This window comes from Sorangium sp. So ce145 (genome assembly GCF_051525985.1).
Lineage (GTDB): Bacteria > Myxococcota_A > Polyangia > Polyangiales > Polyangiaceae > Sorangium > Sorangium cellulosum_B.
The window spans coordinates 2,456,080-2,481,336 of record NZ_CP150315.1; the positions used below are offsets into that span (position 1 = coordinate 2,456,080).

Genomic DNA, 25,257 nt, shown 5'->3' on the forward strand with positions numbered 1-25,257 from the left:
GGGCATGAGAGAGAAGCCGACGTTCACCGGGGAGCCGAGGGATCCGAACGGACGAGATCCCGATATCTGCGTGGTGACCTGCGCGCTGTCAGGGGTGCTCGCCAGCCGTAAGCAATGCCCCGCCATCCCCTATACACCGGTCGAGATCGCCGAGGAGGCGAAGCGGGCCTACGACGCGGGGGCGGCGGCGGTGCACATCCACGCGCGCAACGACGACGGATCACCGACGTTCTCTCCGGCCGTGTTCGCGCGGATCAAGGATGAGGTGCGCCAGCGCTGCCCGGTGATCCTGAACTTCTCGACGGGCACCCTCCTCGACGACGTGAGCGAGCAGTGCGCGACCCTCCGGGAGAGCCGCCCCGAGATCGCGGCGCTCAACATGGGCACCATGAACTACTCGAAGTACTCGCGCGCGCGGAAGACCTTCGATTTCGATATGGTGTTTCCCAACACGTACGCGAAGATCAGCAAGCTCCTTGGCGCAATGAACGAGGCCGGGACGAAGCCGGAGCTCGAGTGCTTCGATACGGGGCACACCCAGGGCACCTGGCCGCTCGTCGACATGGGGCTGCTCAAACCCCCGCTCCAGTTCTCGTTCATCGTCAACGTGCTGGGCGGCATCCCCGCGCACGTGGAGTCGCTCCAGCTCCAGACCAGGATCATGCCTCCCGGCTCGGAGTGGGAGGTGATCGGGATCAGCCACGGGCAGTGGAGGATGCTGGCGGCGGCGCTCGTGCTCGGCGGCAACGTGCGGTGCGGGCTCGAGGACCACTTCTACCTGCCGAGCGGCGAGATGGCGCGCAGCAACGGAGAGCTCTGCGAGGTGGCCGTGCGCATGGTGCGCGACGTCGGCCGCAGGCCGGCGACGGTCGAGGAGGCCCGGCAGATCCTGGGCCTTCACGACGGCGGCGTGGCAGGAGGGGCGGCCTCGTGACGGAGCGCGCGTACACGGTCATCCAGGCCTTCTCGGCGGGGGGCGTCCTCCGGCTCACGCTGAACAACCCGTGGCGCAAGAACGCCATCGGGCCGGCGATGGTGAGCGAGCTCCTCGACGCCCTCGCGGCGGGCGCGGCGGACGAGGCGGTGCGCTGCGTGGTCCTGACCGGCGCGGGCGACGCGTTCTGCGCGGGCGGGGACTTCGCGCAGATCGCGGGCGCCGAGGGGGCGCCGCCGCCCGAGATGAAGGGCGATTACGCGGACCTCCTGCTCGCCTTCGCGAACTCTAGCAAGCCGATCGTGGCGCGGGTGAACGGCCACGCGCTGGGCGGCGGGCTCGGGCTCGTCGCGGCGTCGCATTTCGCGATCGGCGCCCGCGGCGCCAAGCTCGGGACGCCGGAGATCAACGTCGGCCTGTTCCCGATGATGATCATGGCGGTGCTCCAGCGGCACGTGAGCCGGCGCAAGCTGCTGGAGATGATGCTCCTCGGGCAGCGCCTCGACGCCGACGAGGCCGCGCAGTGCGGACTCCTCAACAAGGTGGTCGAGCCGGGCGCGCTCGACGCCGCGGTCGACGAGGTGACCTCCGCCATCGCCTCGAAGAGCCCGATCGCGGTGCGCCTCGGCCTCGAGGCGTTCGCGGCGCAGGACGATCTCGACCTCGAGTCGGCGCTGCCGCTCCTGCGCGAGCGGCTCGCCGGCTGCCTCGCGACGGACGACGCGCGGGAAGGGCTCCTGGCCTTTCTGGAGAAGCGAAAGCCCCGCTGGTCGGGCAAGTAGGCGCGCCGGGGCGCGCAGGGAGAGGTGGCCCGTGAACATGCGAGAGCTCGTGAAGGACCTCGAGGCCCGCCGGGAGCTGGTGCGGCGGATGGGCGGCGAGGAGCGCGTGGCGAAGCAGCACGCGCGCGGGAAGATGACGGCGCGGGAGCGGCTCGCGGCGTTCTTCGACGACGGCGTGCACTTCGAGGTGGGGATGCACGGCACGCAGATGGGGCTCGCGGCCGGGCCGGACGGGAGCGACCGGCCGCCGGCGGACGCGGTGGTCTGCGGGTTCGGCAAGGTCGACGGGCGGATGGTCTGCGCGGCGGCGTACGACTTCACCGTGAAGGGCGGCAGCATCGGGCAGACGGGCGAGGAGAAGGTGACCCGCCTGCGGCAGATGGCGCTCCGCGGCCGCTGGCCGATCGTGTGGTTCATCGACTCGGGCGGGGCGCGCATCGATCCCGGCTCGATGCACCCGGACAGCATCTCGCTGTTCGCCGGCTCTGGGCACCTGTTCCGCGAGCAGGTGCACATGAGCGGCGTCGTGCCGCAGGTCGCGGCCATGGTGGGGCCCGGCGCCGCGGGCACGGCGTACATCCCGGGGCTCGCGGACTTCGTGCCGATGGTCAAGGACGTCGGCTCGCTCGCGCTCGGCGGCCCGGCGCTCGTGCGGGCGATGACGGGCGAGGACATCTCCGAGCAGGAGCTCGGCGGCAGCAAGGTGCACACGACGAAGAGCGGCGTCGGGGACGCGGAGTACCCGAGCGACGCCGAGTGCATCGCCGCGGTGAAGCGGTACCTGTCGTTCTTCCCCTCGAGCTGCGACGAGGAGCCGCCGCGCCTGCCGGTCACGGATCCGATCGACCGGCGGGAGGAGTCGCTGCTCGACCTCCTGCCGGAGAGCCCGCGGCGCGCCTACGACATGCTGAAGCTGATCGACGCCATCGTCGATCACGGCGAGCGGTTCGACCTGAAGCCGCGGTGGGCGCGGTCGATCATCACCTGCCTCGCGCGCATCGGCGGCCAGCCGGTCGGCGTCGTGGCGAACCAGCCGACCCAGATGGGCGGCATCCTCGACGTGGACGCGTCGGACAAGGCCGCGCGCTTCATGCAGATCTGCGACGCGTTCAACATCCCGCTCGTGTTCCTGCAGGACGTGCCGGGGTTCATGATCGGCTCGAAGGTCGAGCACGAGGGGATCATCCGCCACGGGGCGAAGATGCTGCACGTCATGGCGGCGGCCACGGTGCCCAAGATCACGGTGGTCGTGCGCAAGGCGTACGGCGCGGGCTACTACGTGATGTGCGGGCGCGCGTACGAGCCGGACCTCATCGTCGGCTGGCCGACCGCGGAGATCAGCGTGATGGGGCCGGAGGGGATGCTCGGGATCGCGGCGAGGAAGATGTTCGGTGACGCGCCGCCGCCGCCGGAGGTGAAGCAGGGGATGGTCGACGCGATCCAGAAGAACATCGACGTGATGAAGGTCGCGGGCTGGGGCCTCATCGACGACGTGATCGATCCGCGGGACACCCGGAGGGCGATCGCGTGGGGGCTGGAGCTCGCGCGGAAGAAGCGGGTGGAGCGGCCGGAGAAGAAGCGGGGGATCCTGCCGGTGTAGGGAGCCAGGGACGGGGTGCTCGGCCTCAGGGGGTCCCAGCCGCGCCTCGGCGCATCCCTGTCGTTACTCGTCGTGAGCCTCGTGTTCCGGCGCCTGGCTGACCTCGGGCTTCGGCGTCGGCACGGCTCGCGGCGCGGCCGCGTAGAACGGCTCTGGTGCGCTCTTCACGCGAAGGAGCGTCGTGTTCTTGGCGGGGACGACGGCGGTATACGCATCCAGGCCCAGCGCGGTGCCCGGCTCGTTCGCGTGCAGCGTGGCCGTGACCTCGTAGAGGCCCTCGCGGTTGAACGTGTCGGCGGGGCAGACCTCCCGGAGGAGGAGCGAGACGTCGGCCGATGCGCCGGGCTTCAGCGTCCTGAAGAGATCGCGCGGGATCGCCCCTGTCGGCGGGGCCGCCGTGCATATCGTCTCGCCGTTCGGGCCGGCCACGTGGAACTCGAGCATCCGAGACCGGATGGCGACGGTCATGGGGCGCCTGCCAGCGTTCTTGGCGCTCACCCGGACGACGATCGAGCGAGGGCTCGCCGCGTCGGACCAGGGCTCGCTCGTGAGCTCCAGACGAGGCGCGTTGGCGTCCACGATCGGCTTGCTCGGCGGACCGGCGCCGTGGCCCTTGTCCGGCGAAACGCGCTTGTCCGGGGACTCGCCAGCTGGCCTGTCCGCGGACGTCTGGGCCGCTTTGTCGTCCGTGGGGTGAGCCGCTTTGTCGCCCGTGGCCTGAGCCGCCTTGTCGCCCGTGGCCTGAGCCGCCTTGTCGCCAGGAGACTGAGCCGTCTCGTCCGCCGGAGAGGCTGGCTCGGCGCCGCCGGCATCGTCCGCGGCGGCCTCCTTCGGGGGCAGCCCGTAGCTCAGCACGACGGTGGGCGCCGCGAGGCCGGGCGCAGGGGCGAACGCCGGCGGCTGGTCCGTCGACTCCGCAGCGAACGGCGCCGCCGGCGGCTTCTTCGACCACTTGGGCGGCGGACCCCAGCCGTACCAGGTCCTCACCACCGAGCCGCCCGCGAGCGCCGCCTCGTCCTTGCCGAAGCAGAGCAGGCGCGGGTCGAAATGCTCCATGTACGACTGACCGGGCGCCAGCAGCAGCGCGCGCCGCTCCGGGAAGCCGCTCGGCTTGAGCCCCGCGGGCGCGGCGCAGCGGACCGTCTTCTTCGTGCGCTTGTTCGGCGTGTCGACCTCCAGGCGCAGCAGCCGCACGTCCGCCGGGATGCGCATCGGCCGCACCCCTTCGTTGTCGATCCGCAACGTCCATGGCCCGTGAGGCGACGGCGCGATGAGCCACAGGCGCGCCGGAGCAGGCGGCAGCGGCGGGGACTCGGGCGCCTTCTTCTTCGCGCTCGCCTTGGGCGCGCCGACGCTCGCCTTGGGCGCGGCGACCTTGCTCCCGCCGGGCGGCGGAGCGGCGCCAGCCTTCGGCCCCTCCGCGGGCACGGCGGAGCCCGGCCGTTCGGTCTGCTGCGCGGGGCTCGACTTCTCCTCCGCGAGCGCAGGGCTCGACGCGAGCCCCATCACGGCCGCTGCAACAGGAGCGATCGAGGTGAACAGACAGGCGATCCGGACGAGACGTGTGCGCATGGAGGATCCGTTCGGGAGCGAACGCTTCCGCTTTCTTTCCGGGGGCGTCAACCTTAGCGTAGCCAGCGAGCCTGGCCTCCTCCGGAGCGCTCAGGCGCTCTCCCACCGCTCGAAGCGTGGTCATGCGCGGCCTGTACGCCATCGTCGACACCGACTCGCTCGCGCGCCGCGGGCTCGATCCTGCGGCGTTCGCCGAGGCCGTCCTCGACGCGCGCCCCGCGGCCATCCAGCTGCGCGACAAGCGGGGCGGGGCGGCCCAGACGCTCTCGCTCCTCCGCGCGATCCAGCCCCTGGCCGCGCGCGCGGGGGTGCCGCTGTTCGCGAACGACAGGGCGGATCTCGCGATCCTCGCCCGCTGCGACGGCGTGCACGTCGGCCAGGACGACCTCCCGGTGGCCGCGGTTCGCAGGCTGGCGCAGCGCGCTTCCGTCCCGCTGCGCGTCGGGCTCTCGACCCACACGTCCGCGCAGATCGAGGCCGCGCTGCGGGCGTCGAGCGAGCTCCGCGACGCCAGGGATTCCGGCGATTCCCTCGAGCGCCTCGACTACGTCGCCATCGGGCCGATCTTCGCGACCTCGAGCAAGGAGCGCCCCGACGCCGTGGTCGGCCTCGAGGGGCTCGCGTCGCTGTGCGCCCTGGTCGAGCGGGTGCGTCCCGGGCTCCCGGTCGTGGCGATCGGCGGCATCTCGCTGGAGAGGGCGGCCGAGGTGGGCGCGCGCTGCTCCGTCGCCGCGATCATCGCCGCGCTGCTGCCGGATCAGGGCACGCCCGCGCCGCGCGCCCTCGAGGAGGTGAGCGCGCGGGCGCGGGCGCTCCAGCAGGCGCTCGCGCTGGCGGGCGCGCGCGCGGCGCCGGCGGACAGGGGCGCGCGATGAGCCTCACGCTGCTCGCGGCGGCCGCCGCGGTGGCCGCGACCGTGGGCTACATGGCGTCGCGCCGCGAGCGGGAGGCGCCGGGAGGGAACGGCGGCGAGCGCGCGCGAGGCGCGCCGGCGGCGCCCCCGGGGGACGCGCCGTGGCACGAGCTGCCGCTCGCCCTCGGCGACGTGGTCCTCGCCGGGAGCGAGGAGCGCTGGCTCTCGGGCGCGATCGTCGCGCGCGAGCGGGGCGAGATCGTCGCCGCGGTGTTCCTCGCGCCCGAGGGCGGCGCGCACGGGGCGGTCGTGGCCTTCCCCGCGCCTCGGCGCGAGATCCTGTGGCTCGCGCCCGCGGCGGCCGATTCGCCGGACGAGCCGCCGGCGACGCTCGAGATCGCGGGCGCGACCATGCGGCGGCGGGCGCGGCTGCCGGCGGCGCTCGAGCGGTGCGGGCAGGGCGCGCCCCCCGTGGGCGACGCAGGGATCATCGCCCTCTACGACGGCCCCGGGCGCGACGCGGCCGTGGTGCTCGCCAGCGAGGGGCGGATCCACGCGTGGGCCGGGCGGCGCATCGAGGACGGCGGATACGAGCGGCTGGGCGGAGGCGGCGAGGGCTGACGCCGGCCCGCGCGGCCACGCGGGCGCGCGGCGCCTGTCAGCCGACGACGCTGCGCAGCTCCGCGATCAGCGACGCCATCGCGAGGCTCGGCGAGGCGTTGCGCTCGAGCTGCGCCACGGCGCGGGAGACCGCCGCGTAACGCCGGGCCGACAGGCCTGCGTGGCGCGGATCGGACGCGACCGCGGCGCGGGCCTCGCGGGCGAGCGCGGCGCTCAGCGCGCGGAGGTCGTCCTTGAGGGCGCCCTTGTCGCGGTCCACCGACTCGGCGAACGCGACGGCGGGCCCGAGGTCCCGGGCGGCCGCGGCCTCGAGGACACGCTTTACAAAGGCGTCGCGCGAGGCGGTCTGCTCCTCGTCCGCGAGATCGAGCGCCGTGGACGCGCTGCCGGCGGCGAGCTCGACGGCGAGGTCGTGCCGCCCCTCGGGCACGCCGCGATCGCGGAGGATGCGGCGGATGAGGGCCTCGGAGAGCGGGGCGAAGCGCACGGGCAGGGTGCGCGAGCGGATCGTGTTGAGCAGGCGGTCGCCGCGCGAGGTCAAGAGGATGAAGTGGGTGCCGGGCCGCGGCTCCTCGAGCGTCTTGAGGAACGCGTTCGCGGCGCCGACGCTGAGGTCCTCGGCGTCGCGGACGATGAACACCCGAGCGCGCCCCTCGTGGGGCGGGTAGGCGGCGCGGGCGAGCACGATGGCGCGGACCTGATCGACCGAGATCTCGATCAGCTCGTCGCGGCTCCGGCCGATGACGGCGGCGGGGTAGAAGTTCTTCGCGACGATCTGCACGTCGGGGTGGAGCGGCGCCGCGGGGCGCCCGTCGGAGCGCGCGGCCGCGCGCCGGCACGCGTCGCAGCGCCCGCAGCCGAGCGGGTCGCCCCCCGTGCAGACGAGCGCCTGGGAGAGGGCGACGGCCGCGAGCTCCTTGCCGACGCCCGGCGGGCCCTCGAAGCGGTAGGCGTGGTGCACGCGGCCCGCCTCGAGCGCGCGCACGAGCGTGCCGACCGCGGTGTCCTGGCCGAGGATGTGGGAGAACGGCACGGCCCGCTATCTAGCACGACCGGGGGTCGACCTGGTCCCGGTCCGCGCAGCGCGCGAGGCCGCCCGGTGGCGGCTTCCTTCCCGCGCGCCATCCCGCGCGTGATGGCGTCCTCCTCATCGTCATTGCGCGCGGCGATGATAGGTTGCCGCGCATGCGCGTCCTCGTGCTCGGCGGCACTCGATTCATGGGTCATTTCCTGGTCTATCGCCTGCTCGCGGCGGGCCACCAGGTCACGCTCCTGAACCGCGGCGCGACGCCCGACGCGTTCGGCGATCGCGTCGCGCGGGTCCGCTGCGATCGCGCGGCCGGCGATCTCGCGCAGGCGCTCGGAGGTCGCGAGTTCGACGCCGCGGTGGATTTCACCGCGTACACGGCCGCGGACGGCCGCGCGGCGGCCCAGGCGCTCGGCGGCGGGCGCATCGGCCACTACGTGATGATCAGCACCGGCTCGGTGTACCTCGTCCGGGAGGCGTGCCCGCGGCCGTCGCGCGAGCGCGACTACGACGGCCCGCTCCTCCCTGAGCCCGCGGGCGAAGAGGACCGCGCGGCGTGGGCTTACGGCGTGAACAAGCGCGGCTGCGAGGAGGAGATCGCCGCCGCCTGGCAGAGGGACCGCTTTCCCGCGACCGTCCTGCGCATCCCGATGGTGAACGGGGAGCGCGATCCCTACCGCCGCCTCGATCGGTACATCGTCCGCATGCTCGACGGCGGTCCGCTGCTCGTCCCGGACGGCGGTGGACACGCGGTGCGGAACGTCTACAGCGGTGACGTCGTCAGGGCGATCGTGAAGCTGCTGCTCGTGCCGTCGACCTTCGGCGAGGCGTACAACCTCTGCATGGACGAGACGCCGACGCTCACCGAGCTGCTCGAGCTCATCGCCTCGCAGCTCGGCGCGCCGGCGCGGCTCGCGCCGATCCCGTCGGCGGCGATCAGGGCCCGCGGCATCGATCCGGTCGCGATGTCGCCGTTCAGCGACCGCTGGATGTCGATGCTGGATCCGGCGAAGGCGAGGGCGGAGCTCGGCTTCCAGCACACGCCGCTCCGGCGCTGGCTGGAGACGGTGATCACGTCGCTGCTCGCGAACCCGCGTTCCGAGCCGCCGGACGGCTACGAGAAGCGCGCCGAGGAGATCGCGCTCGCGGCGGAGCTCGCCGGCGCGGCGGGGGGTGGAGGGCGCTGACCCTGCGCGGGGCGCCTTCGCCCGCGAGCGGATAGAGAGGCAGGCGGGCGCCCTCGTCGAACCGGCGTCCGCTTGCTGCGAACCATCGGACGGAGGGAGATCTCGCGATGCAGGAGTTGCAACCCAAGCGGGTCCTGGCGGCCATCGACGCCTTCCTGAGCACGCCGCTCGACGCGGCGCTGTCGCGGCACCGTGAGGCCGATCCGGCCGAGCGCGCGCTCGCGCTGTTCCACGAGGTCGCCGCCGCTGTCCCTGCCTATCGCCGCTTCCTCGCGGAGCACGGCGTGGACCCGGCGGCGATCCGGACGCCCGCGGATTTCGCGACGCTTCCGGTGATCACGAAGCAGAACTACGTGCTCCGGCACCCCATCGCGGATCTCTGCCGCGGGGGGCGGGTCGAGCCGTGCGACATGATCGCGGTCTCCTCGGGTTCGACCGGAAAGCCGACGTTCTGGCCGCGCTCCGTCACGGACGAGCTCCCGGTCGCCCGGCGCTTCGAGCAGGTGTTCCACGACGGCTTCCGGGCCGACACGCGCCGCACGCTCGCGGTCGTGTGCTTCGCGCTCGGCTCGTGGGTCGGCGGGATGTACACCGCCGCGTGCTGCCGTCACCTCGCGGCGAAGGGGTATCCGATCACGGTCGTCACGCCGGGCAACAACAAGGACGAGATCTTCCGCGTCGTGCAGGATCTGGGGCCGGCGTTCGAGCAGGTCGTCCTGCTCGGCTATCCGCCGTTCCTGAAGGACGTCATCGACACCGGGCGTGCCCGGGGCGTCGACTGGGCGCCTTTCCGGATCAAGCTCGTGATGGCCGGGGAGGTGTTCAGCGAGGAGTGGCGGACCCTGGTCGGCGAGCGCGTCGGGTCGACGTCGCCCTGCTACGACTCGGCCTCGCTGTACGGGACGGCGGACGCCGGCGTGCTGGGCAACGAGACGCCGCTCAGCGTCGCGATCCGCCGGTTCCTCGCGGGGAGGCCGGACGCCGCGCGCGCCCTGTTCGGGCAGGACCGGCTCCCCACGCTGGTGCAGTACGACCCCGCGGAGCGGTTCTTCGAGCAGCGCGACGGGATGCTCCTCTTCTCGGGCGACAACGGCGTCCCGCTCGTCCGTTATGCGATCCTCGACAGCGGGGGCATTACCTCGCACGCGGACATGATGGCGGCCCTGGCCGGCTTCGGCTTCGACCCGCGGCGGGAGCTCGACGGGGAGCGCGGGGCCAGGGAGCTCCCGTTCGTCCATGTGTTCGGGCGCTCGGATTTCACGGTGTCGTACTTCGGGGCGAACATCTATCCCGAGAACGTGGTCGTGGGCATCGAGCAGCCCGGCGTGAAGGAGTGGGTGACGGGGAAGTTCGTGCTGGAGGTCCGCGAGGGCGCGGACAGGGATGTGGTCCTCTCGGTGGTGGTCGAGCTCGCGCCGGGGGAGGGGGAGAGCGAGGCGCGGCGCGAGGCGGCGGCGCGGTCGATCGAGGAGCACCTCGTCCGGCTGAACAGCGAGTTCAGGAGCTACGTGCCGGCGGGGAAGCGGGCGCCGCGGGTGACGCTGAGGGCGGCGGGAGATCCGGAGTACTTCCCGCTCGGGGTGAAGCACCGGTATACGCGCAAGCCGGGGGGGTGAGGGCATAAGCGGTACAGGCACCTCGCGTCGTTCTCTGCACAATTCCTGAACTGTGCCTGGAACACCTGGGCCTGCGGCCGGGCCGGGCTGTGTTCATGTTTCGTTGCAAAGCGCCCAACAGAACGCCGCTACGTCGGGAAATCGCTCCGATGCCTCGAACTCGATGGCTCGCTCAAGCACCTTCCTCACCGCATCGCTGCACGGAAGCTGCTCCAGCACCCGCGCCGGATAGCGCATCATGATCGGTGGCAGCTCCGCTCCGTGCAGACAGAACACCGCCGTCATGCCGAGCCCGTACACGTCTGCGCGCGCGTCTGCGTCCTGCGGGCGGTGCATCAGCTCCGGCGCCGCATAGAGGAACGTCCCCAGCGCGCCGCTCCTCGTGCCGCCCGTCGTGTCGCGCGCCCAGACCAGATCGAAGTCCGTGATCCGGGGCAGCCCGTCCGCGTCGAGCAGGATGTTTGCCGGCTTCACGTCCCGGTGCACGAGCCCCCTCCCGTGCGCGAACGAGATCGCCTCTCCAGCGCGGAGGAGCATCGGTATTACCCGCTCTGCTGGCAGCCGCTTCCCGATGACCGCGCTGTGCACGTCCTCGCCATGGACGAGCTCCATCACGAAGTAGTGCCAGCCGCTGTCCTCGCCCTTGGGATCGAGCATGCGCACCACGCCGGGGTGGTCGAGCTCGGCCATCGCGCGCGCTCCCCGGAAGAACCGCTCCCGGCGGATCTCGTCGCCCGCGAGGTTCGGGTGCAGCACCTTGATCGCCACGGGCAGGTCGCCCCGCCCCGCGTCGAGCGCGCGCCACACGGTCGCGAACCCCCCTCGACCGATCCGCTCGAGCAGCAGGTAGCGGCCTTCGCCGAGCTCCTCGCCCACGTGCAGCTGGCCGCCTTCCCGGCGTTTGCGCCGGAGGTCGAGGATCTCCCCGTCCACTTCCGCCGTGCTCGCACCGGCGGCCTGGAGCTTCACCCTGCGCTGCTGCGCTGCCGCAAGCCTCTTGTCGATCGCGCGGATCGCGTCCTCGGCCTCGCGCAGGGTGGAGGCGAACGTGCTGGGCGGCTCTGGCTTTTTGACCGGTGCCTCCGGCCGCGCGCTCGCAGCGGCTTCTTCCACCGTCGCGCGGATGCCTCGGACGACGTCCCTCCACGCTTCATCCGGGTTGGCCCAGCTCGTCACCGCCCCGCCGTCCCGCGGCAGCGCCTGGAGCTCCGAAAGAGCGGTGCCCTCCAGGTCGCACGCGCGCACCAGGATGGGCACCACGCGCGCCGCCCCGCTGCGATGCCGCTCCAGCGCTCGCCCGAGCTCTCGCTCGTAGCAGCTGTCCGAGGCGAGGAACGCCTCGCTCACCAGCAGCAGCACCACCTCGGCGGCGGAGAGCTCCGCCGCGATCGACTCGTCGAGCACCGCGCCAGCGCCGAGCCGGCCGCGGTGCCAGGTGCTCACCAGGCCCTGCCGCTTGAGGGAGGCGAGGTGCGCCTCGAGCGCTTCGAGGTGCGACCGATCCGCGGGGGCGTAGGAGATGAAGACGTGGACCGCCATGCGCAGAGGAGCGTCGCTGCGGCGGCGAGCTCGCTCGCGTCTCGGCCGCCCGCTCCGCGCCGATCAGGCTATCAGACGCGGCGCTGCTCCTCGACAGCGCGACGATGGCTCGTCCGCGCGGCGGTGAGGCGCCCGCTCTCTCTCGCTGGTAAAGGGCTGCCCAGCACCCATGCTCAACACCTCCCCCCCGCTCATCGTCCTCGGCTGCGGCTTCACCGGCGCGGTGGTCGCCGGCCTGCGGAGGGCGTCCGGCGGCCGCGTCGTCGCGACGACGCGCTCGCCGGAGCGCGCCGCGGAGCTCGCGCAGGCGGGCATCGAGGTGAGCGTCCTCCCGGCGCTCACCGCCGAGGCCGTCGACCGGCTCGTCACGGACGGCGCGGACGTGCTCGTCGCCTTCCCGCCCGACGGCGCGACCGACGCCGCGATCGCGCCTTCGCTCCGCCGCGCGCGCGCGATCGCGTACGTCTCGTCGACCGCCGTGTACGGCGACGCGAGGGGGCGCATCGACGAGGCGACGCCCACGTCGGCCGACGGCCCCCGTGCGGCGGCGCGCCTCGCGGCCGAGGACGTGTACCGCGCGCGCGGCGCCGTGGTGCTGCGCGCCGCGGGCATCTACGGCCCGGGCCGCGGCTTGCACCAGCGGCTCTTGCGCGGCGACTTCCGCATGACCGGCGAGGGCGATCGGCAGGGCAGGAACGTCGTCTCGCGCATCCACGTCGAGGACCTCGCGCGCCTCGCGCTCGCGGCGCTGGAGCGCGCCGATCGCGCCGCCCCCGGCGAGGCCTTCCTGGTCGCAGACGACGCGCCCGTGCCGCAGATCGAGGTCGTCCGCTGGCTCTGCGCGCGGCTCGGCCTCGCGCTGCCAGCCGGGGCGCCGCGGGAGGATCTGCACGAGACGCTCCGCCACGATCGCGCCGTGGACAACGCGAAGATCAAGCGCGCCCTCGGGATGGCGCTGCTCTACCCGAGCTACATCGAGGGGTTCGAGGCGTGCCTGGCCGTCGAGGCCGAGGCGCCGGCCCCCGCCGCGGGTGAGCGCGCCCCGCTGCACCGCGGGTGAGCCGCGCTGGCATCGCGGGTGAACCGCCGCGCGGCCGCGCCGTTCGCCGCCCGCGCTGTCACGCCTCGTCGTCCGCGCTGCCTTGCGGCGGCTCCTGCGGCTCCGTCGCGTCGAGCCGGTCGAGCTCGCGGAAGAGCGCGTCCAGATCGAGCGTCAGCCCCTCGCAGCCCGGAACCTCCCGGAGCACCCCTCCGGGCGCGGTGAGGCGGCGCTGGTAGAGCCCGCCGCGCGCGAGCTCGTGGATCTCCAGCGTGCGGAGCTGCGGATCGAGCACCCAGTACCAGCGCACCCCGAACGCGGCGTACTCCTCGAGCTTCTCGACGCGATCGCGCCGGCTGTCCCGCGGCGAGGGGGAGACGATCTCGACCATGAGGTCCGGCGGTATGCCGACGGCGCCACGGGCCGGGGGCCTCCGCGACGTCGGGAGGAACGCCGACACGTCGGATTTGCGCCCGCGCCGCGGCTTGAGCGCGTACTTCACCTCGGAGCCGAAGACGAAGCCGCCGCGCGGGATGAGCCAGGCCCGCAGGGTGTGGATGAGCCAGGCGACGGCCAGCTCGTGGACGCAATCGGGCATCTCTTCCTCGACCAGGCGGCCATCGATGAGCTCACCGGCTTCGTCTTCCGGCAGCGCTGCCCACTCCGCGACGGACAAGAGGCGGGCTGCCTGGGGCTCAGGATACGGGCGCTGGCTCACGCCTGGAAAAGTACCATCACCGCGCGCCTCGTGCCGGGTCATGCGCGGGGTCGCGGGGTCACGCGGCGCGGCGACGCACGATGCCCAGCGAGGCGTCCATGCCTGCCGTGAAAATCAGGCATCGACGGACGGGATGGCCACGACTAGGGTCGAGGCTCTTGGAGGATCGTTGGATGAAGCTTGGGTATTGGATGGTGCTTGCACTTGCGGCTGCCGCGGTGGGCGCGGGTTGCGGTGATGACGAAGGCGCGAGCAGCGGCGTCGGGCCAGGCGGCTCGGGCGGGGCCGGCGCTGGAGGCGCTGGAGGCGGAGGCGCTGGAGGCGGAGGCGGAGGCGCCGGAGGCGCCGGCGGAGAGGGTGGCACGAGCGACGGCGGGAGCGGCGGGCAGCCCCCGACGCCGCGGTGCGAGCCGTCCGACCCCGCGCTGGCCGATCGCGACGCGGACGAGCTGTACGCGGCGGAGGAGGTCCCGCGCTTCGACTTCTACCTTCCGGAAGAGCGCTGGGCGGAGCTCAAGGAGAACGCCCGCGACGAGCGGTATGTCGAGGCCGAGGCCTGCTACAAGGGCAAGAGCCTGGGCGTGGTCGGCCTGCGGTTCAAGGGCGGTTACGGCACGCTCGACATGTGCTTCGACGGGGAGGGGAACCTCACCTGTCCGAAGCTCAGCATGAAGGTGAAGTTCGACGAGTACGTCGGCGGACAGCGCTTCTACGCGCAGAAGCGCCTGAACTTCCACTCCATGATCTGGGACCCGACGAGGCTCCACGAGCGGATCGCCTATGGCCTGTTCCGGGAGATGGGCGTCGCCGCCCCGCGGAGCGCGTGGGCGACGCTGCGCGTGAACGGCGAGTCGCAAGGGCTCTTCTCGATGGTCGAGGACGTGGACGGCCGCTTCCTGGACCACCACTTCTCCGAGGCTCCGGACGGCGATCTCTACAAGGAAGCGTGGCCGATCTCGGACGACGCCGGCTACTTCGCGGAGCGGATCGAGACGAACGAAGACGTGGCCACGCACGAGCGATTCGTCGCGTTCTCGACCGCCCTCGCGTCCGCCGAGGGCGCGGAGCGGCTCACCGCGCTGTCGGAGTGGACGGACATCGAGCAGCTGCAGCGCTACATGGCCGTCGACGAGACGATCGTGAACTGGGACGGCGTCACGACCTACTACGCCAACGAGGCGGGCGCCGCGTTCAACCACAACTTCTACTTTTACGACGAGCCGTCCTCGGGCAAGTTCCACCTCATCCCGTGGGATCTCGATCAGACCCTCGGCCCCAGCACCTACTTCGGCCACGTGCCGCGATGGACGGAGACGCCGGCGGACTGCAGCGCCGTGGTCCCGGTGTTCATGGGCTCCGAGCACGTGCGCCCGCCGGGCTGCGACGCGCTGTTCGCCGCCTTGAACCAGGACGCGGCGGGCTACAAGGCCGCGCTGCAGGCGCTCTATGAGGGCCCGTTCAGCGAGGGGCGGCTCGAGGAGCAGGTCGACAAGTACGCGGCGCTGATCCGCACCGCCGTCGAGGAGGACCCGCTCGGGCCCGGGCTCGCCGGGTGGGAGCCCGCGGTCGAGCGCCTCAGGAACGAGCTGCCGATCCTGCGAGAGCGCCTGGGCCGCTTCGCCGACGGCACGCCGCTCGCGCCGTTCTCGTTCACCGCGACGGGGATCAACGACTTCGAGGCCGCGGACACGCTCGGGCTGTACGTCGGGACGGTGCTGTCCACCAACAACGCGTCGAGCGCCGTGCAGGGCCTTTCGCAGGAAGATCCGCTGAACGGCGCACAGAGCATGCTCCTCCGCTTCGACTTCCGCGACGAGGCGTCTCCCTGGGGGCAGTACGTCTACTTCGGGGTGCCTCTCGCCGAGGGCATGATCGACGCGACGGCGCTCGAGGGGGTCCGCTTCTGGGCGCGGGCGGAGGCGGCGCGCGGGATGCGCTTCGACGTCGAGAGCCCGGCGCAGAGCGAAGGGCTCACGGGCGTTCGCCACGGATGGGACGTGCGGCTCACCGCGGAGCCGACGCTGATCGAGCTCAGGTTCGCCGAGATGGCGCTCCCCGGCTGGGCCATCGATCAGGGGCGCGACCCGGGCGACGACGTGAACGACGTGCTCCGGTCGATCGTCGGCCTCTCCTTCAGCGCGGAGATGAACGGCGTCCGCGCGAGCGGCTTCCTCGGCAAGGACAAGGTCGACTCGGGCACCATCGAGATCGACGACGTCGAGTTCTTCGGGCCGACGTCCGAGTCACCCTGAACGACGGATACGGAGGCCCGGAGCCGAGCGCCCCGGGTCTCCGCCCCTCCTGCGGCGCAGCCCGAGGCTCACGGCGAGGAGCAACGCGGCGACGCCGCCGGCGGACGGCGCGTCGCCGCCGAGGCTGCAGCTGCAGCCCGCCGACGCCCCGCTCCCGCTCGCGTCCCCGCCCGCGCCGGTGGAGGGAGCCCCACCCGAGCCTGAAGCGGCGTCCCCGCCCGCGCCCGATCCGGCGTCGCCTGCGCCGACCGAGGCGGCCGCGTCGAGCGTCGGACCCGCCGCCGTCGTCGTGGCAGGAGCCGGCGGCTCCTCCGCGCACATGCCGGCCACGCACCGCTCGCCCGCGGGGCACACGACGCCGTCGCAGAGGTCGACGCACGCCCCGCCACGGCACGTGGTGCCCGCGCCGCACGCGACGTCGGCGCACGCGGCCTCGACGCACCGCCCGGTGTCCGCGGCGCAGCGGTCCTCCGACGGACAGCCCCGGCAGCCGCACTGGACCACGCAGACGCCGCTCTCGCACACCTCGCCCGCGCCGCACGTCACGCCGTCGCACGGATCCAGGCAGCGGTCGCCGCGACAGGTCTGGCCGTGCGGGCACACCACGCCGTCGCACGGGGCGCGGCACACGCCATCATGGCACACTTGGCCGACATCGCACTTCGCGTCGACGCACGCCTGCTCGACGCACAGGCCCTCCACGCACACGAGCCCGGGATCGCACGGGAACTCGGCCGAGCCGCAGCGGTTCACGCAGCGGCCGCGGCTGCACACCTGGTCCTCCGGACACGGCGCCTCCTCGTCGACGATGTCGTCGCAGTCGTTGTCGATGCCGTCGCACTGCTCGGTCTGGCTACCAGGCTCGACGATCGGCGTGCAGATCGCCTGTCCCTGCGCGTCGCAGTCGGAGATGCCCGCGCGGCACGCGCCCACGTTCTCTTCGACCTCGCACGGCCGGCCGGCCGCGGGGCACGTGATGCCGGAGAAGCGGAACAGGAAGTCCTCGTAATCGAGATCATTGCCGTTGACGCCCGCGCTGCCGGCGGCGTTCTGGAAATCGAGATCCTCGAACCCCAGGTAGAACGTGTTGGCGAGCTGGTTCGACCTGTAGATGAGATCGGAGTACCAGGGCCCCGGATTCTCGCACGCCGTACACTCCACGTTGAACCGGTGCTCGGTGTAATGGTACTGCGTGGCGTTGCCGTTGCCGGTGCCGTTCGGGTTGGGGATCAGCACGAAGCCGATGAGGCCTCCCGCGTAGGCGGGGTTCTCCCGGATCGAGACGGCCGTCAGCTCGCGCTGCTCGGGGGACGGCAGGGAGCCCGAGAACGGAAAGAGGATCTGGATATCGCTCTCCGGCGCCGGCGTGCTGAGGTTGTCTCGGGTGTCGAGCGGGACGTACAGCGGCGGGTCGCCGCTGTCGCGGCCGTCGTCGACGTTGTACCAGCCGACCGCGAAGTTGGCGCCGCCCCCCTTCTCGATGTACTTGCCGCTGAACTCGCAGAGCGGCGAGAACACCTGGGGCTCCACCGCGGCGTCGGCCACGACGTCGATCATCTCGTCGAGCATGTCGTTCTTCGCCGAGCCGTTCAGCAGATCGCTCAATCGGCTCGTGATCACGGGGACGACGGTGCCGTTCGGCTGCACCACATCCGCGCGCGCCGCCCCGCCCGTGCCGAGCGCCACGAGGAGGGCGACACGCCACGCGAGAGAAGACGGTTTGTTGGGGGTCGACCAGCGCATAGGGCTTCTCCTTCCGACAGGACACGTGAGTCCGGATCGTAAATTGGACTCGAGTTTTGCTCTCCTGTCCAGACGACGCGCGCGCCCGCTCGAACTCGATAACGACGGATGTGGAGGACCAGCCCACGTGAGAACACTTCGTGTCTGTGCGCACGAAGACGGGCAATCCACTTTTTCCAGTGCGCTGGATGACGGGTGATGTGATGACGAGGCGGCGCACGGCGCCGGCTCTGCGACGCCGTCAGCGTTCTTCCGCGTTCTTCAGCGTCTTCCGCGTTCCGCGAGCCAGTGGCCGATCGAGCCGGCAGGCTCCGCCGTGTCACGATGCGCCGACGGCGGCGGCGCTCACGCCGTGCCGTCGACGCGCGCCGCGCCAGCCGTCCGGGCCGAGGCCGCTCAGCCGTCCTGCTCTGCCGGTTCTTCCCGCTTGCGCGCGAGCGCCGCGAGCTCGCGGACGAGCTCCGGCACCCCCTCGCCCGTCGCGGCGCTGATGAGGTGGAGCTTCACCTTCGCCTTCGCGAACCGCGCCTTGAGCTTCGGGTAAGCGTCGCGCACCTCGGTCAGATCGGCCTTCGTCAGGACGACGATCTCCGGGCGCTCCGCGATCTCCGGGCTGAACTTCTTGAGCTCCTTGCGGAGCGCCCGGTAGTCGGCGAGCGGCTCGCGGCCCTCGCCCGGGTCGAGCGTCACGAGGTGGAGGAGCGCCCGCGTCCGCTCCACGTGCCTCAGGAACTGGATGCCGAGCCCGACCCCCTCGCTCGCGCCCGGGACCAGCCCGGGGATGTCCGCGATGACGAAGCTCGATCCGCCCGCCCGGACGCCGCCGCCGATCTCGACCATGCCCAGGATCGGGGTGAGCGTCGTGAACGGGTAGTCGCCGATCTTGGGCCGGGCCGCCGAGACGGCCGCGACGAAGGTGCTCTTGCCGGCGTTGGGGAAGCCGAGCAGGCCGACGTCGGCGAGCACCTTCAGCTCGAGGCGGAGCTCGCGGGCCTCGCCCGGCTCGCCCGGCTCGGCGCGCCGCGGAGCCCTGTCGTGCGGCGACTTGAAGTGCAGGTTGCCGCGGCCCCCCTTGCCGCCGCGGGCGACGATGACCCGCTGGCCGTGCTCGGTCACGTCGGCGAGCAGCTCGCCGCTCTCCGCGTCGAAGATCTGCGTCCCCACGGGGAGCTTCTCGACCCTGTCGGCGCCGGCGCGCCCGTGGCAGTCGCTCCCCATCCCGTGCTCGCCCCGGTCGGCCTCGAGCGTGCGCGCGTAGGTGAAGTCGAGTAGCGTGGACAGGCCTCCGTCGCCCACGAAGACGACGTCCCCGCCGCGGCCGCCGTCTCCACCCGCGGGGCCGCCGAACGGGATGTACTTCTCACGACGGAATGCGATCGCTCCATTGCCGCCATCCCCGGCGATCACCTTCAGACGGCACCGATCGACGAACCGCATGACGGCGGCTCATAGCATACAATTTAGGAAAGACCCCAAAGCGGAAGGGCGCCCCGCGCATCGGGCCGCCCGCCGGACCGCTCGCCCAGGAGACCCCAGGTGCCCGCTCGAATCCTGATCGTGGACGACAACACGAGCCTCGCCGGAAACCTCCGCGAAGTCCTGGAGGGCGCGCGCGAGCTCGACGTGGAGGTCGCCCTCGCGCCCGACGGCAAGCAGGGGCTCGCGGCCGCCCGGCGCGACGGGTTCGACGTCGCGGTCGTCGACGTCAAGCTCCCGGACGCGAGCGGCCTGGAGCTCATCGCCCCGCTCCGCGCCGCCGCCCCCCACGGCGAGATCGTCCTCGTCACCGGCTTCGCGACCGTCGACGCCGCCATGGCCGCGCTCCGCGCCGGCGCCTTCGCCTTCATCCTCAAGTCGTTCCGCCCCGAGGAGCTCATCTCCACCGTGGCCCAGGCGATCGAGAAGATCTCGCTGAAGCGCGAGCGGGAAGAGCTCGAGCGCCGGTACCGGGCGATCATCGACGCGGCGGACGTGCTCATCCTCGGCCTGAACGCCGGCGGCAGCGTCGCGCTCTTCAACCCGCGCCTGTCCGCGCTGACCGGCGTGTCCTGCGACGCCGCGCTCGGCATGGCGTTCTGCGAGGCGCTCGTCGACGAGCCCGATCAGCGCCGGTTCAACCAGTCGTTCCTGAGCGTGGTCGAGGGCGACGCCGCCGCCGAGGTCGAGGTCGGCGTCCGGGACGCGGTGGGCGCGATCCGCCGCGTGCGCTGGCACCTCTCCGGCGTCCGCGGCGGCGGGCGCGGCGGCAGGACCGACCTCGTCTACGGCATCGGCATCGACGTGACCGAGCGGCGCGCCCTCGAGCGGCGGGCCGCCGACGCCGAGGCCCTGAACGCCATGGCCCCGCTCGCCCTCGGGCTCGCCCACGAGATCAGGAACCCGCTGAACGCCGCGGTCCTCGAGCTCCACCTGCTCAGCCGCGGCATCGACCGCCTCTCCGACGAGGCGATCCGCGAGCCCATGAAGCGGCGCGTCGGCATCGTCGAGGCGGAGATCGCCCGCCTGGGCCGGCTCCTCGGCGAGTTCCTCGAGCTCGCCCGTCCGCGCGCGCCCCACCGGGAGCCCGTCGATCTGGCCCGCGTCGTGCGCGACGTGCTCGACCTCGAGGAGGAGGCGTTCGCGAGCCACCACGTCGAGGTCGTCCGCGATCTCGCGGACGACTGCTTCGCGCTGGGCGACGTCGAGAAGCTCAAGCAGGTGGTCTTGAACCTCGTCGTCAACGCGCTCGACGTGATGCCCGACGGCGGGGTCTTGCGGGCGTGCGCGTCGGGGGATGCGCACGAGGTGTGGCTGTCGATCGGGGACACGGGGCCAGGGATCGCGCCGACGATCCTCGCCGAGATCTTCGATCCGTTCTTCACCACGAAGGCGGCGGGCACGGGCCTCGGGCTCGCGATCGTCCGGAAGATCGTCGACCAGCACGCGGGCCGCGTGGATGTCGACGCGCACGCCGCCGACGGCACGACGGTCCGGGTGAGGCTCCCCCGCTTCGTCCCCGAGCCCGTCGAGCGCCCGATCGGCTCGTCACCCCCCCGTGGCGCTGGCGCCTGACGGGGCCCGGAACGCGCACCGCCGAGCGGCGTTCACCCCACGATGCGCATGGGGGGCTTGAGCGGGAGGGGGGGCTTGGAGCCAGGGGCGGAGGGGATCGCGGAGGGGGCGGGCTTGGGCACCTCGCCCTCGAGGGCGGCGAGCGCGACGAACAGCCGGTCCATGCCGTAGTCGAGGGCCACCTCGCGCTGGAAGACGTGGGCGACCTTGATGAGGCGCAACGACGTCTGCTTGCCGAGGTCGATCTCGCGCTCGAGGAACGCCTCGAACGAGCCGTAGCCCTTCGCCTGATACAGCTCCTGCTGCTGGATCTCGGCGAGCACCACCCCGATATCGAAGAACCCCTTGTCGAGCCGCTTGCGGAGCGTGCGGATCTTCTGGGTCTGGTTGTGGAGCTCGGCGATCTTCGCCTTGATCTCCTCGGCGCCGCTCGGCACGCGGATGGTCGCCCGGGCGCTGCCAGGGGGCGCCGGCTCCGCGGCCCGGGCCCGCGCCTCGGCGGCGTGCTTCGCGGCGTGCCGCGCAGCCCAGGGCGCAGCGCCACGGAGGCCGAGCTTACGCTTCGACGCGCTCGACGCCGATTTCGAATCTTCCTTGATTACCGGATTCACGGGCTTCGCAAGCTGAGCTTCTGCGCCCCCCTTGCTGCTCGAAGAGGCCTTCTTCTTCATACCCGTCGCCTTCTCGGAGCTGCCCTGCTTTGTGATCTTCGGCATGTCGCTGCGTCCCCCGCTGGGTACGAGATCGTCGCGGCCCTTCGCCTCAAGCGCGCGCCGCCCGCGCGGCGGTAAAGACCCGCACGGCTGTCAAGCCCAATTGGCTCACCAGGTCGTCGCCTTACCAAAAAATCGACCACCCCGTCCACTAAGTTTCGGGGAGGCTCCTCGCTTTCCCGAAGGGCAGCATGACCCAAGATCGGTCCGAGAGCCAAAACCAGCGAGCATCGCACGCTATCGGTCCTCCCGGAAAGCTGGTCGTCGGCCGGAGCCCCTGGGTCGCGCCGGCCACATCGGTCCACAATCGCCGACCCCGGCGGGCTCGGCGCTGTGGCCCGGCGAAGGCCGCCTCCGCGACGCCTGTCGCGCGCTGGCCGCCTGCCGGGCGGTTGGTCATCCATCATCAGCCATCCCGCGCGACCCCGCGTCATCCCGCGCTCCAAGCGCAGGGGTGGGTCGTGGTAGATCCCGGTGATGACCTCTCCGCCCGCCGGTCGCGGCCCCACCGATGACGCCCCCAAGGCCGTGGTCGCTGATGCGCCGCGTCGTGCGAGCGAAATACCGCGAGGCGCGGCGAGCAGCCGGATTGCCGTGGTGGTGAACGGCAACGCCAAGAGCGTGACGGCGGAGGTGATCGAGACGCTCGATCAGATCCTTGACACCGGGGATCTGTTCGTCTCGCGGCGGGTGGAGGAGAGCGAGGGCATCGCGCGGATCCTGGTCGACCGGGGTTACGGCACGATCCTCACGGGCGGCGGCGACGGGACGTTCACGGTGGTGGTGACGGCCGTCGTGAACGAGGCGAAGCGGCGCGGGCTGCCGCTGCCCCGGTTCGGGCTGCTGCGCCTGGGGACGGGCAACTCGCTGGCGTGGGTGCTCGGCGCGTCCGGCGGCGCGGGCGCGAAGCCCGGGCTCGCGGTCGACCTCCAGCGGCTGCGCGCCGAGGCCGGGAGCCGGAACCTGCGGCTGGTGGAGGCCGAGGACATCCTGTCGCCGTTCTGCGGCTTCGGGATCGATGCGGTGATGCTCCGCGACTACAACGCGGTGAAGTCGGCGCTCGCGCGGGGCCCGCTGAAGCGGCTCGCGCCGGGGCCGGTGGCGTACGCCGTCGCCGCGACGACGCGGACGATCCCGAGCTACCTCGTGCGGCGAACACCGCACTGCCGCATCATCAACGAGGGCAACGACGCGATCCGCGTCGGCGAGAAGGGGGCGATGCTGGGGGCGCCCATCAAGAAGGGCGGCGTCATCTACGAGGGGCCGGCGAAGATCGCGGCGCTGTCGACGATCCCGTATTACGGCTTCGGCTTCCGGATGTTCCCCTATGCGGACGATCGCCAGGACCGGATGCAGCTGCGCGTGTCGGTGGTCTCGCCGTTCACGTTCGTGCGGAACTTCTCGAGCATCTGGAGCGGAGAGTACGACGACCTGGAGACGGTGTTCGATTACTTCGTGGACGAGGTCACCATCGAGATGGACCCGGTGACGAGCTTCCAGATCGGCGGCGACGTCCGCGGAGAGCGATCGCGGGTGCGCGTGCGCCTGACCGAGCCGATCCGGATCGTGGATTTCTACGCGCCGCCGCGCGGATGAGGCTCACCCGCCCGACTGGGCGCGAGACGACACGGATTGGACCAGAGTGGCACGACTCGCCTCGTGCTCATGGCGCAGGGTGGCACGTTGGGGCGCTTCGGGGACTCCTGGTGCCATGACTCCCGGGGTTTTCGCGGGATGAGCGGGGGGCGAGCGGCTGGCGCAACGCTTGCTCCGGGTCTGTGCCATGAACATCAAGCTGACCATTCTTCGCTCCGGTTCGGTGGGAATTGCCTCGCTTGCGCTCCTCCTCGGCGTGGCGTCGATCGGCGCTGGATGCGCCGCGCAGGTGACAGAAGGGGAAAGTGGTGAGGGCACCGACGAGGGCGCGCTCGAAGGCGAGGAGCTCGAAGGCGAGGAGGCCGAGGCGGCCTGTGAGATCGGCGAGTCGCGGAGCTGTACCGTCAACGGGACGCAGGGCTTCGAGCAGTGCGAGAACATCGACGATGTGGCGACCTGGACCGGGTGCCAGGCGGGCGGCGGCGCCGCCAGCACGCCGCTCGTGCTCTCGTTCGAGGAGCGGCCGGTCGAGTACGTGACCGCGATGAGCGGCGCCTTCGATCTGAGCGGGCTCGGGGCCACGATCGCCACCGACTGGCCGACCGCGGCGACGCCGTGGCTCGCGCTCGATCGGGACGGCAACGGGGCGATCGACGGCGGCGAGGAGCTGTTCGGCTCGGCGACGGTGCTCTCGAGCGGCGCCCGCGCCGACAACGGGTTCACCGCGCTCCGCGAGCTCGACACCGACGGAGACGGCCGGATCACGGCGCGGGACGAGGCGTGGTCGCGGCTCGTGCTCTGGAGCGACCGCGACGCGAACCGCGCGTCGAGCGCCGGCGAGCTCGAGCCGCTCGCGTCGCGCGGGCTCGTCGCGATCGAGCTCTCGTATGGACGCGATCGGCGCTGTGACGCGCGCGGCAACTGCGAGATCGAGCGGGCCTCGTTCACGTTCTCGGAGGGCGCCTCGACGCGGACGGGCGCCGTCGTCGACGTGCACCTGCGCTGGCAGTGACGCCGCCGCGGGGGGCGGCGCGGCGCCGCCGGGCGATCAGTCGTAGTACTCGTTGCCCAGGTGGGTGATGAGGTCCTCCCCCATGAGCCAGCGCATCGTGTTCTTGAGCTTCATCGACTGGATGAAGAGATCGTGCTCCGGGTACAGGGCCGGCGCGGTCATGGGGCTCTTGAAGTAGAAGCTGAGCCACTCCTGCGTGCCGCGCAGCCCGGCGCGCTGCGCGAGATCGAGGAGGAGCGCCAGGTCGAGCACCAGGGGCGCGGCGAGGATCGAGTCGCGGCAGAGGAAGTTGATCTTCACCTGCATCGGGTAGCCGAGCCAGCCGACGAGATCGATGTTGTCCCACCCCTCCTTGGCGTCGCCCCGAGGGGGGTAGTACTCGATCCGCACCTTGTGGAAGAGCTTGCCATAGAGCTCGCCGTACACGTGCGGCTGGAGGATGTGCTCGAGCACCCCGAGCTTCGAGACCTCCTTCGATCGGAACGCGTCCGGGTCGTCGAGCACCTCGCCGTCGCGGTTGCCGAGGATGTTCGTCGAGAACCACCCCGCGACGCCGAGCATCCTCGCCTTGAGCCCCGGGGCGATCACCGTCTTCATCAGGGTCTGGCCGGTCTTGAAATCCTTGCCGGCGATGGGGACCTCCTGCTTGCGCGCGAGCTCCCACGCGGCCGGGAAATCGACCGTCAGGTTCGGGGCGCCGTTCGCGAACGGGACGCGCTCCTTCAGGCAGGCCCACGCGTAGATCTGGGAGCTCGAGATCGCCGGGTGGTCCTCGGCGAGGCCCGCCTCGAAGCGCGCGACGGAGGAGTGGACCTCCGCCGGCGCGATATAGACCTCGGTCGATCCGCACCAGACGGCGACGGCGCGCGCGGCGCCGCTGTCGCGCAGGAAGTCGCGGATATCCTCCCGGACCTGCTCGACCATCGCGGCCTTGCTCGCGCCCTTCTTCACGTGGTTGCCGTGGAGCCGCCGGACGTACTGCGGGTAGAACACCGCGGGCATCGGGCGGATCCGCTCGAGCTCCTCGCGGACGGCGTCGAGGTGGCGGTGCTCGAGCACGTCCGCGTGCCGCGCCGACTCGTAGGCGTTGTCGGGGAAGATGTCCCACGCGCCGAACACCAGCTGATCGAGCGCCGCGATCGGCAAGAATTCCTTGATCCTGGGCGCGCGTTCGTCGGTGCGCCGGCCGAGCCGGATCGTGCCCATCTGGGTGAGCGACCCGATGGGCGCCGCGAGCCCGCGCCGCGCGAGCAGGGTGCCCGCGATGGTCGTCGTGGAGACGGCGCCCAGCCCCGGCAGCAGGACCCCGAGCTTGCCCTCCGCGGTCTTGATCTCTTTCGGCTGCTTCACGTGATGTGTTCCCCCCGTGGTCGTGGGCGCTCGCCGGGCGAGGGCGGACATC

20 protein-coding genes are annotated in these 25,257 nt (G+C 72.1%); 12 read left to right on the top strand and 8 right to left on the bottom strand.

Features of this window, described 5'->3' with window-relative positions:
* Positions 1-4 precede the first annotated feature (4 nt).
* From WMF34_RS09375 to WMF34_RS09385, 3 genes are read left to right on the top strand one after another with little or no spacing between them, the layout of a single operon-like run.
* Complete coding sequence (locus WMF34_RS09375) at positions 5-934, top strand: 3-keto-5-aminohexanoate cleavage protein (protein WP_437993043.1); 930 nt, start codon at positions 5-7, stop codon at positions 932-934.
* Entirely contained in the window at positions 931-1,716 is a 786-nt protein-coding gene (locus tag WMF34_RS09380; protein ID WP_437993044.1) for an enoyl-CoA hydratase/isomerase family protein, read from the top strand. The genes WMF34_RS09375 and WMF34_RS09380 overlap by 4 nt, the downstream gene beginning before the upstream one ends.
* 37 nt (positions 1,717-1,753) lie before the next feature.
* Complete coding sequence (locus WMF34_RS09385) at positions 1,754-3,316, top strand: acyl-CoA carboxylase subunit beta (protein ID WP_012234421.1); 1,563 nt, start codon at positions 1,754-1,756, stop codon at positions 3,314-3,316.
* Positions 3,317-3,379: 63 nt separating this feature from the next.
* On the opposite strand, the gene WMF34_RS09390 is transcribed toward WMF34_RS09385, so the two are convergent.
* Positions 3,380-4,888: a hypothetical protein gene (locus WMF34_RS09390; RefSeq protein ID WP_437993045.1), complete on the bottom strand. Its 1,509-nt coding sequence runs from the start codon at positions 4,886-4,888 to the stop codon at positions 3,380-3,382.
* Between the two features lie 122 nt (positions 4,889-5,010).
* Here WMF34_RS09390 and WMF34_RS09395 point away from each other — a divergent pair, with 122 nt between their 5' ends.
* Together WMF34_RS09395 and WMF34_RS09400 are read left to right on the top strand one after the other, a co-directional pair.
* On the top strand, positions 5,011-5,763 hold the full coding sequence (locus tag WMF34_RS09395) for a thiamine phosphate synthase (RefSeq protein ID WP_437993046.1): 753 nt from the start codon (positions 5,011-5,013) through the stop codon (positions 5,761-5,763).
* Positions 5,760-6,362 (top strand): hypothetical protein, encoded by a 603-nt coding sequence (locus tag WMF34_RS09400; RefSeq protein WP_437993047.1) that lies wholly within the window; start codon positions 5,760-5,762, stop codon positions 6,360-6,362. The genes WMF34_RS09395 and WMF34_RS09400 overlap by 4 nt, the downstream gene beginning before the upstream one ends.
* Positions 6,363-6,399: 37 nt before the next feature.
* Here the strand turns inward: WMF34_RS09400 and WMF34_RS09405 are convergent, their stop codons facing one another.
* Positions 6,400-7,395 (bottom strand): ATP-binding protein, encoded by a 996-nt coding sequence (locus WMF34_RS09405; RefSeq protein ID WP_437993048.1) that lies wholly within the window; start codon positions 7,393-7,395, stop codon positions 6,400-6,402.
* Positions 7,396-7,547: 152 nt separating this feature from the next.
* Here WMF34_RS09405 and WMF34_RS09410 point away from each other — a divergent pair, with 152 nt between their 5' ends.
* Positions 7,548-8,576 carry an NAD-dependent epimerase/dehydratase family protein gene (locus WMF34_RS09410; protein ID WP_437993049.1) on the top strand — a complete coding sequence of 343 codons (1,029 nt, stop codon included), beginning with the start codon at positions 7,548-7,550 and terminating at the stop codon, positions 8,574-8,576.
* Positions 8,577-8,683: 107 nt separating this feature from the next.
* Positions 8,684-10,192 carry a phenylacetate--CoA ligase family protein gene (locus tag WMF34_RS09415; RefSeq protein ID WP_012234428.1) on the top strand — a complete coding sequence of 503 codons (1,509 nt, stop codon included), beginning with the start codon at positions 8,684-8,686 and terminating at the stop codon, positions 10,190-10,192.
* Between the two features lie 93 nt (positions 10,193-10,285).
* Here WMF34_RS09415 and WMF34_RS09420 read toward each other — a convergent pair whose 3' ends face one another.
* Positions 10,286-11,731 (bottom strand): protein kinase domain-containing protein, encoded by a 1,446-nt coding sequence (locus WMF34_RS09420; protein WP_437993050.1) that lies wholly within the window; start codon positions 11,729-11,731, stop codon positions 10,286-10,288.
* 169 nt (positions 11,732-11,900) lie between these two features.
* Here WMF34_RS09420 and WMF34_RS09425 point away from each other — a divergent pair, with 169 nt between their 5' ends.
* Complete coding sequence (locus tag WMF34_RS09425) at positions 11,901-12,791, top strand: NAD-dependent epimerase/dehydratase family protein (protein ID WP_012234430.1); 891 nt, start codon at positions 11,901-11,903, stop codon at positions 12,789-12,791.
* Between the two features lie 58 nt (positions 12,792-12,849).
* On the opposite strand, the gene WMF34_RS09430 is transcribed toward WMF34_RS09425, so the two are convergent.
* Positions 12,850-13,446, bottom strand: a complete 597-nt coding sequence (locus WMF34_RS09430) for a Uma2 family endonuclease (RefSeq protein ID WP_437993051.1) — start codon at positions 13,444-13,446, stop codon at positions 12,850-12,852.
* 215 nt (positions 13,447-13,661) lie between these two features.
* Here WMF34_RS09430 and WMF34_RS09435 point away from each other — a divergent pair, with 215 nt between their 5' ends.
* On the top strand, positions 13,662-15,740 hold the full coding sequence (locus tag WMF34_RS09435) for a CotH kinase family protein (protein WP_437993052.1): 2,079 nt from the start codon (positions 13,662-13,664) through the stop codon (positions 15,738-15,740).
* On the opposite strand, the gene WMF34_RS09440 is transcribed toward WMF34_RS09435, so the two are convergent.
* Positions 15,732-17,483, bottom strand: coding sequence for a hypothetical protein (locus WMF34_RS09440; RefSeq protein ID WP_437993053.1), 1,752 nt, complete (start codon positions 17,481-17,483; stop codon positions 15,732-15,734). The genes WMF34_RS09435 and WMF34_RS09440 overlap by 9 nt on opposite strands.
* A 396-nt stretch (positions 17,484-17,879) precedes the next feature.
* Positions 17,880-18,920: a GTPase ObgE gene (obgE, locus tag WMF34_RS09445; protein ID WP_012234434.1), complete on the bottom strand. Its 1,041-nt coding sequence runs from the start codon at positions 18,918-18,920 to the stop codon at positions 17,880-17,882.
* A 99-nt stretch (positions 18,921-19,019) separates the two neighbouring features.
* Between obgE and WMF34_RS09450 the strand changes: the two genes are divergently transcribed.
* On the top strand, positions 19,020-20,534 hold the full coding sequence (locus WMF34_RS09450; protein WP_012234435.1) for a hybrid sensor histidine kinase/response regulator: 1,515 nt from the start codon (positions 19,020-19,022) through the stop codon (positions 20,532-20,534).
* Positions 20,535-20,566: 32 nt separating this feature from the next.
* Here WMF34_RS09450 and WMF34_RS09455 read toward each other — a convergent pair whose 3' ends face one another.
* Positions 20,567-21,250 (bottom strand): hypothetical protein, encoded by a 684-nt coding sequence (locus WMF34_RS09455; protein WP_012234436.1) that lies wholly within the window; start codon positions 21,248-21,250, stop codon positions 20,567-20,569.
* 591 nt (positions 21,251-21,841) lie between these two features.
* Here WMF34_RS09455 and WMF34_RS09460 point away from each other — a divergent pair.
* Positions 21,842-22,843 carry a diacylglycerol/lipid kinase family protein gene (locus tag WMF34_RS09460; RefSeq protein WP_437993054.1) on the top strand — a complete coding sequence of 334 codons (1,002 nt, stop codon included), beginning with the start codon at positions 21,842-21,844 and terminating at the stop codon, positions 22,841-22,843.
* Between the two features lie 223 nt (positions 22,844-23,066).
* The gene (locus tag WMF34_RS09465; RefSeq protein ID WP_437993055.1) at positions 23,067-23,855 is read left to right on the top strand and encodes a calcium-binding protein; all 789 of its coding nucleotides are present in this window, start codon (positions 23,067-23,069) and stop codon (positions 23,853-23,855) included.
* A 36-nt stretch (positions 23,856-23,891) separates the two neighbouring features.
* On the opposite strand, the gene WMF34_RS09470 is transcribed toward WMF34_RS09465, so the two are convergent.
* The gene (locus WMF34_RS09470) at positions 23,892-25,205 is read right to left on the bottom strand and encodes an inositol-3-phosphate synthase (RefSeq protein WP_437993056.1); all 1,314 of its coding nucleotides are present in this window, start codon (positions 25,203-25,205) and stop codon (positions 23,892-23,894) included.
* Positions 25,206-25,257 lie beyond the last annotated feature (52 nt).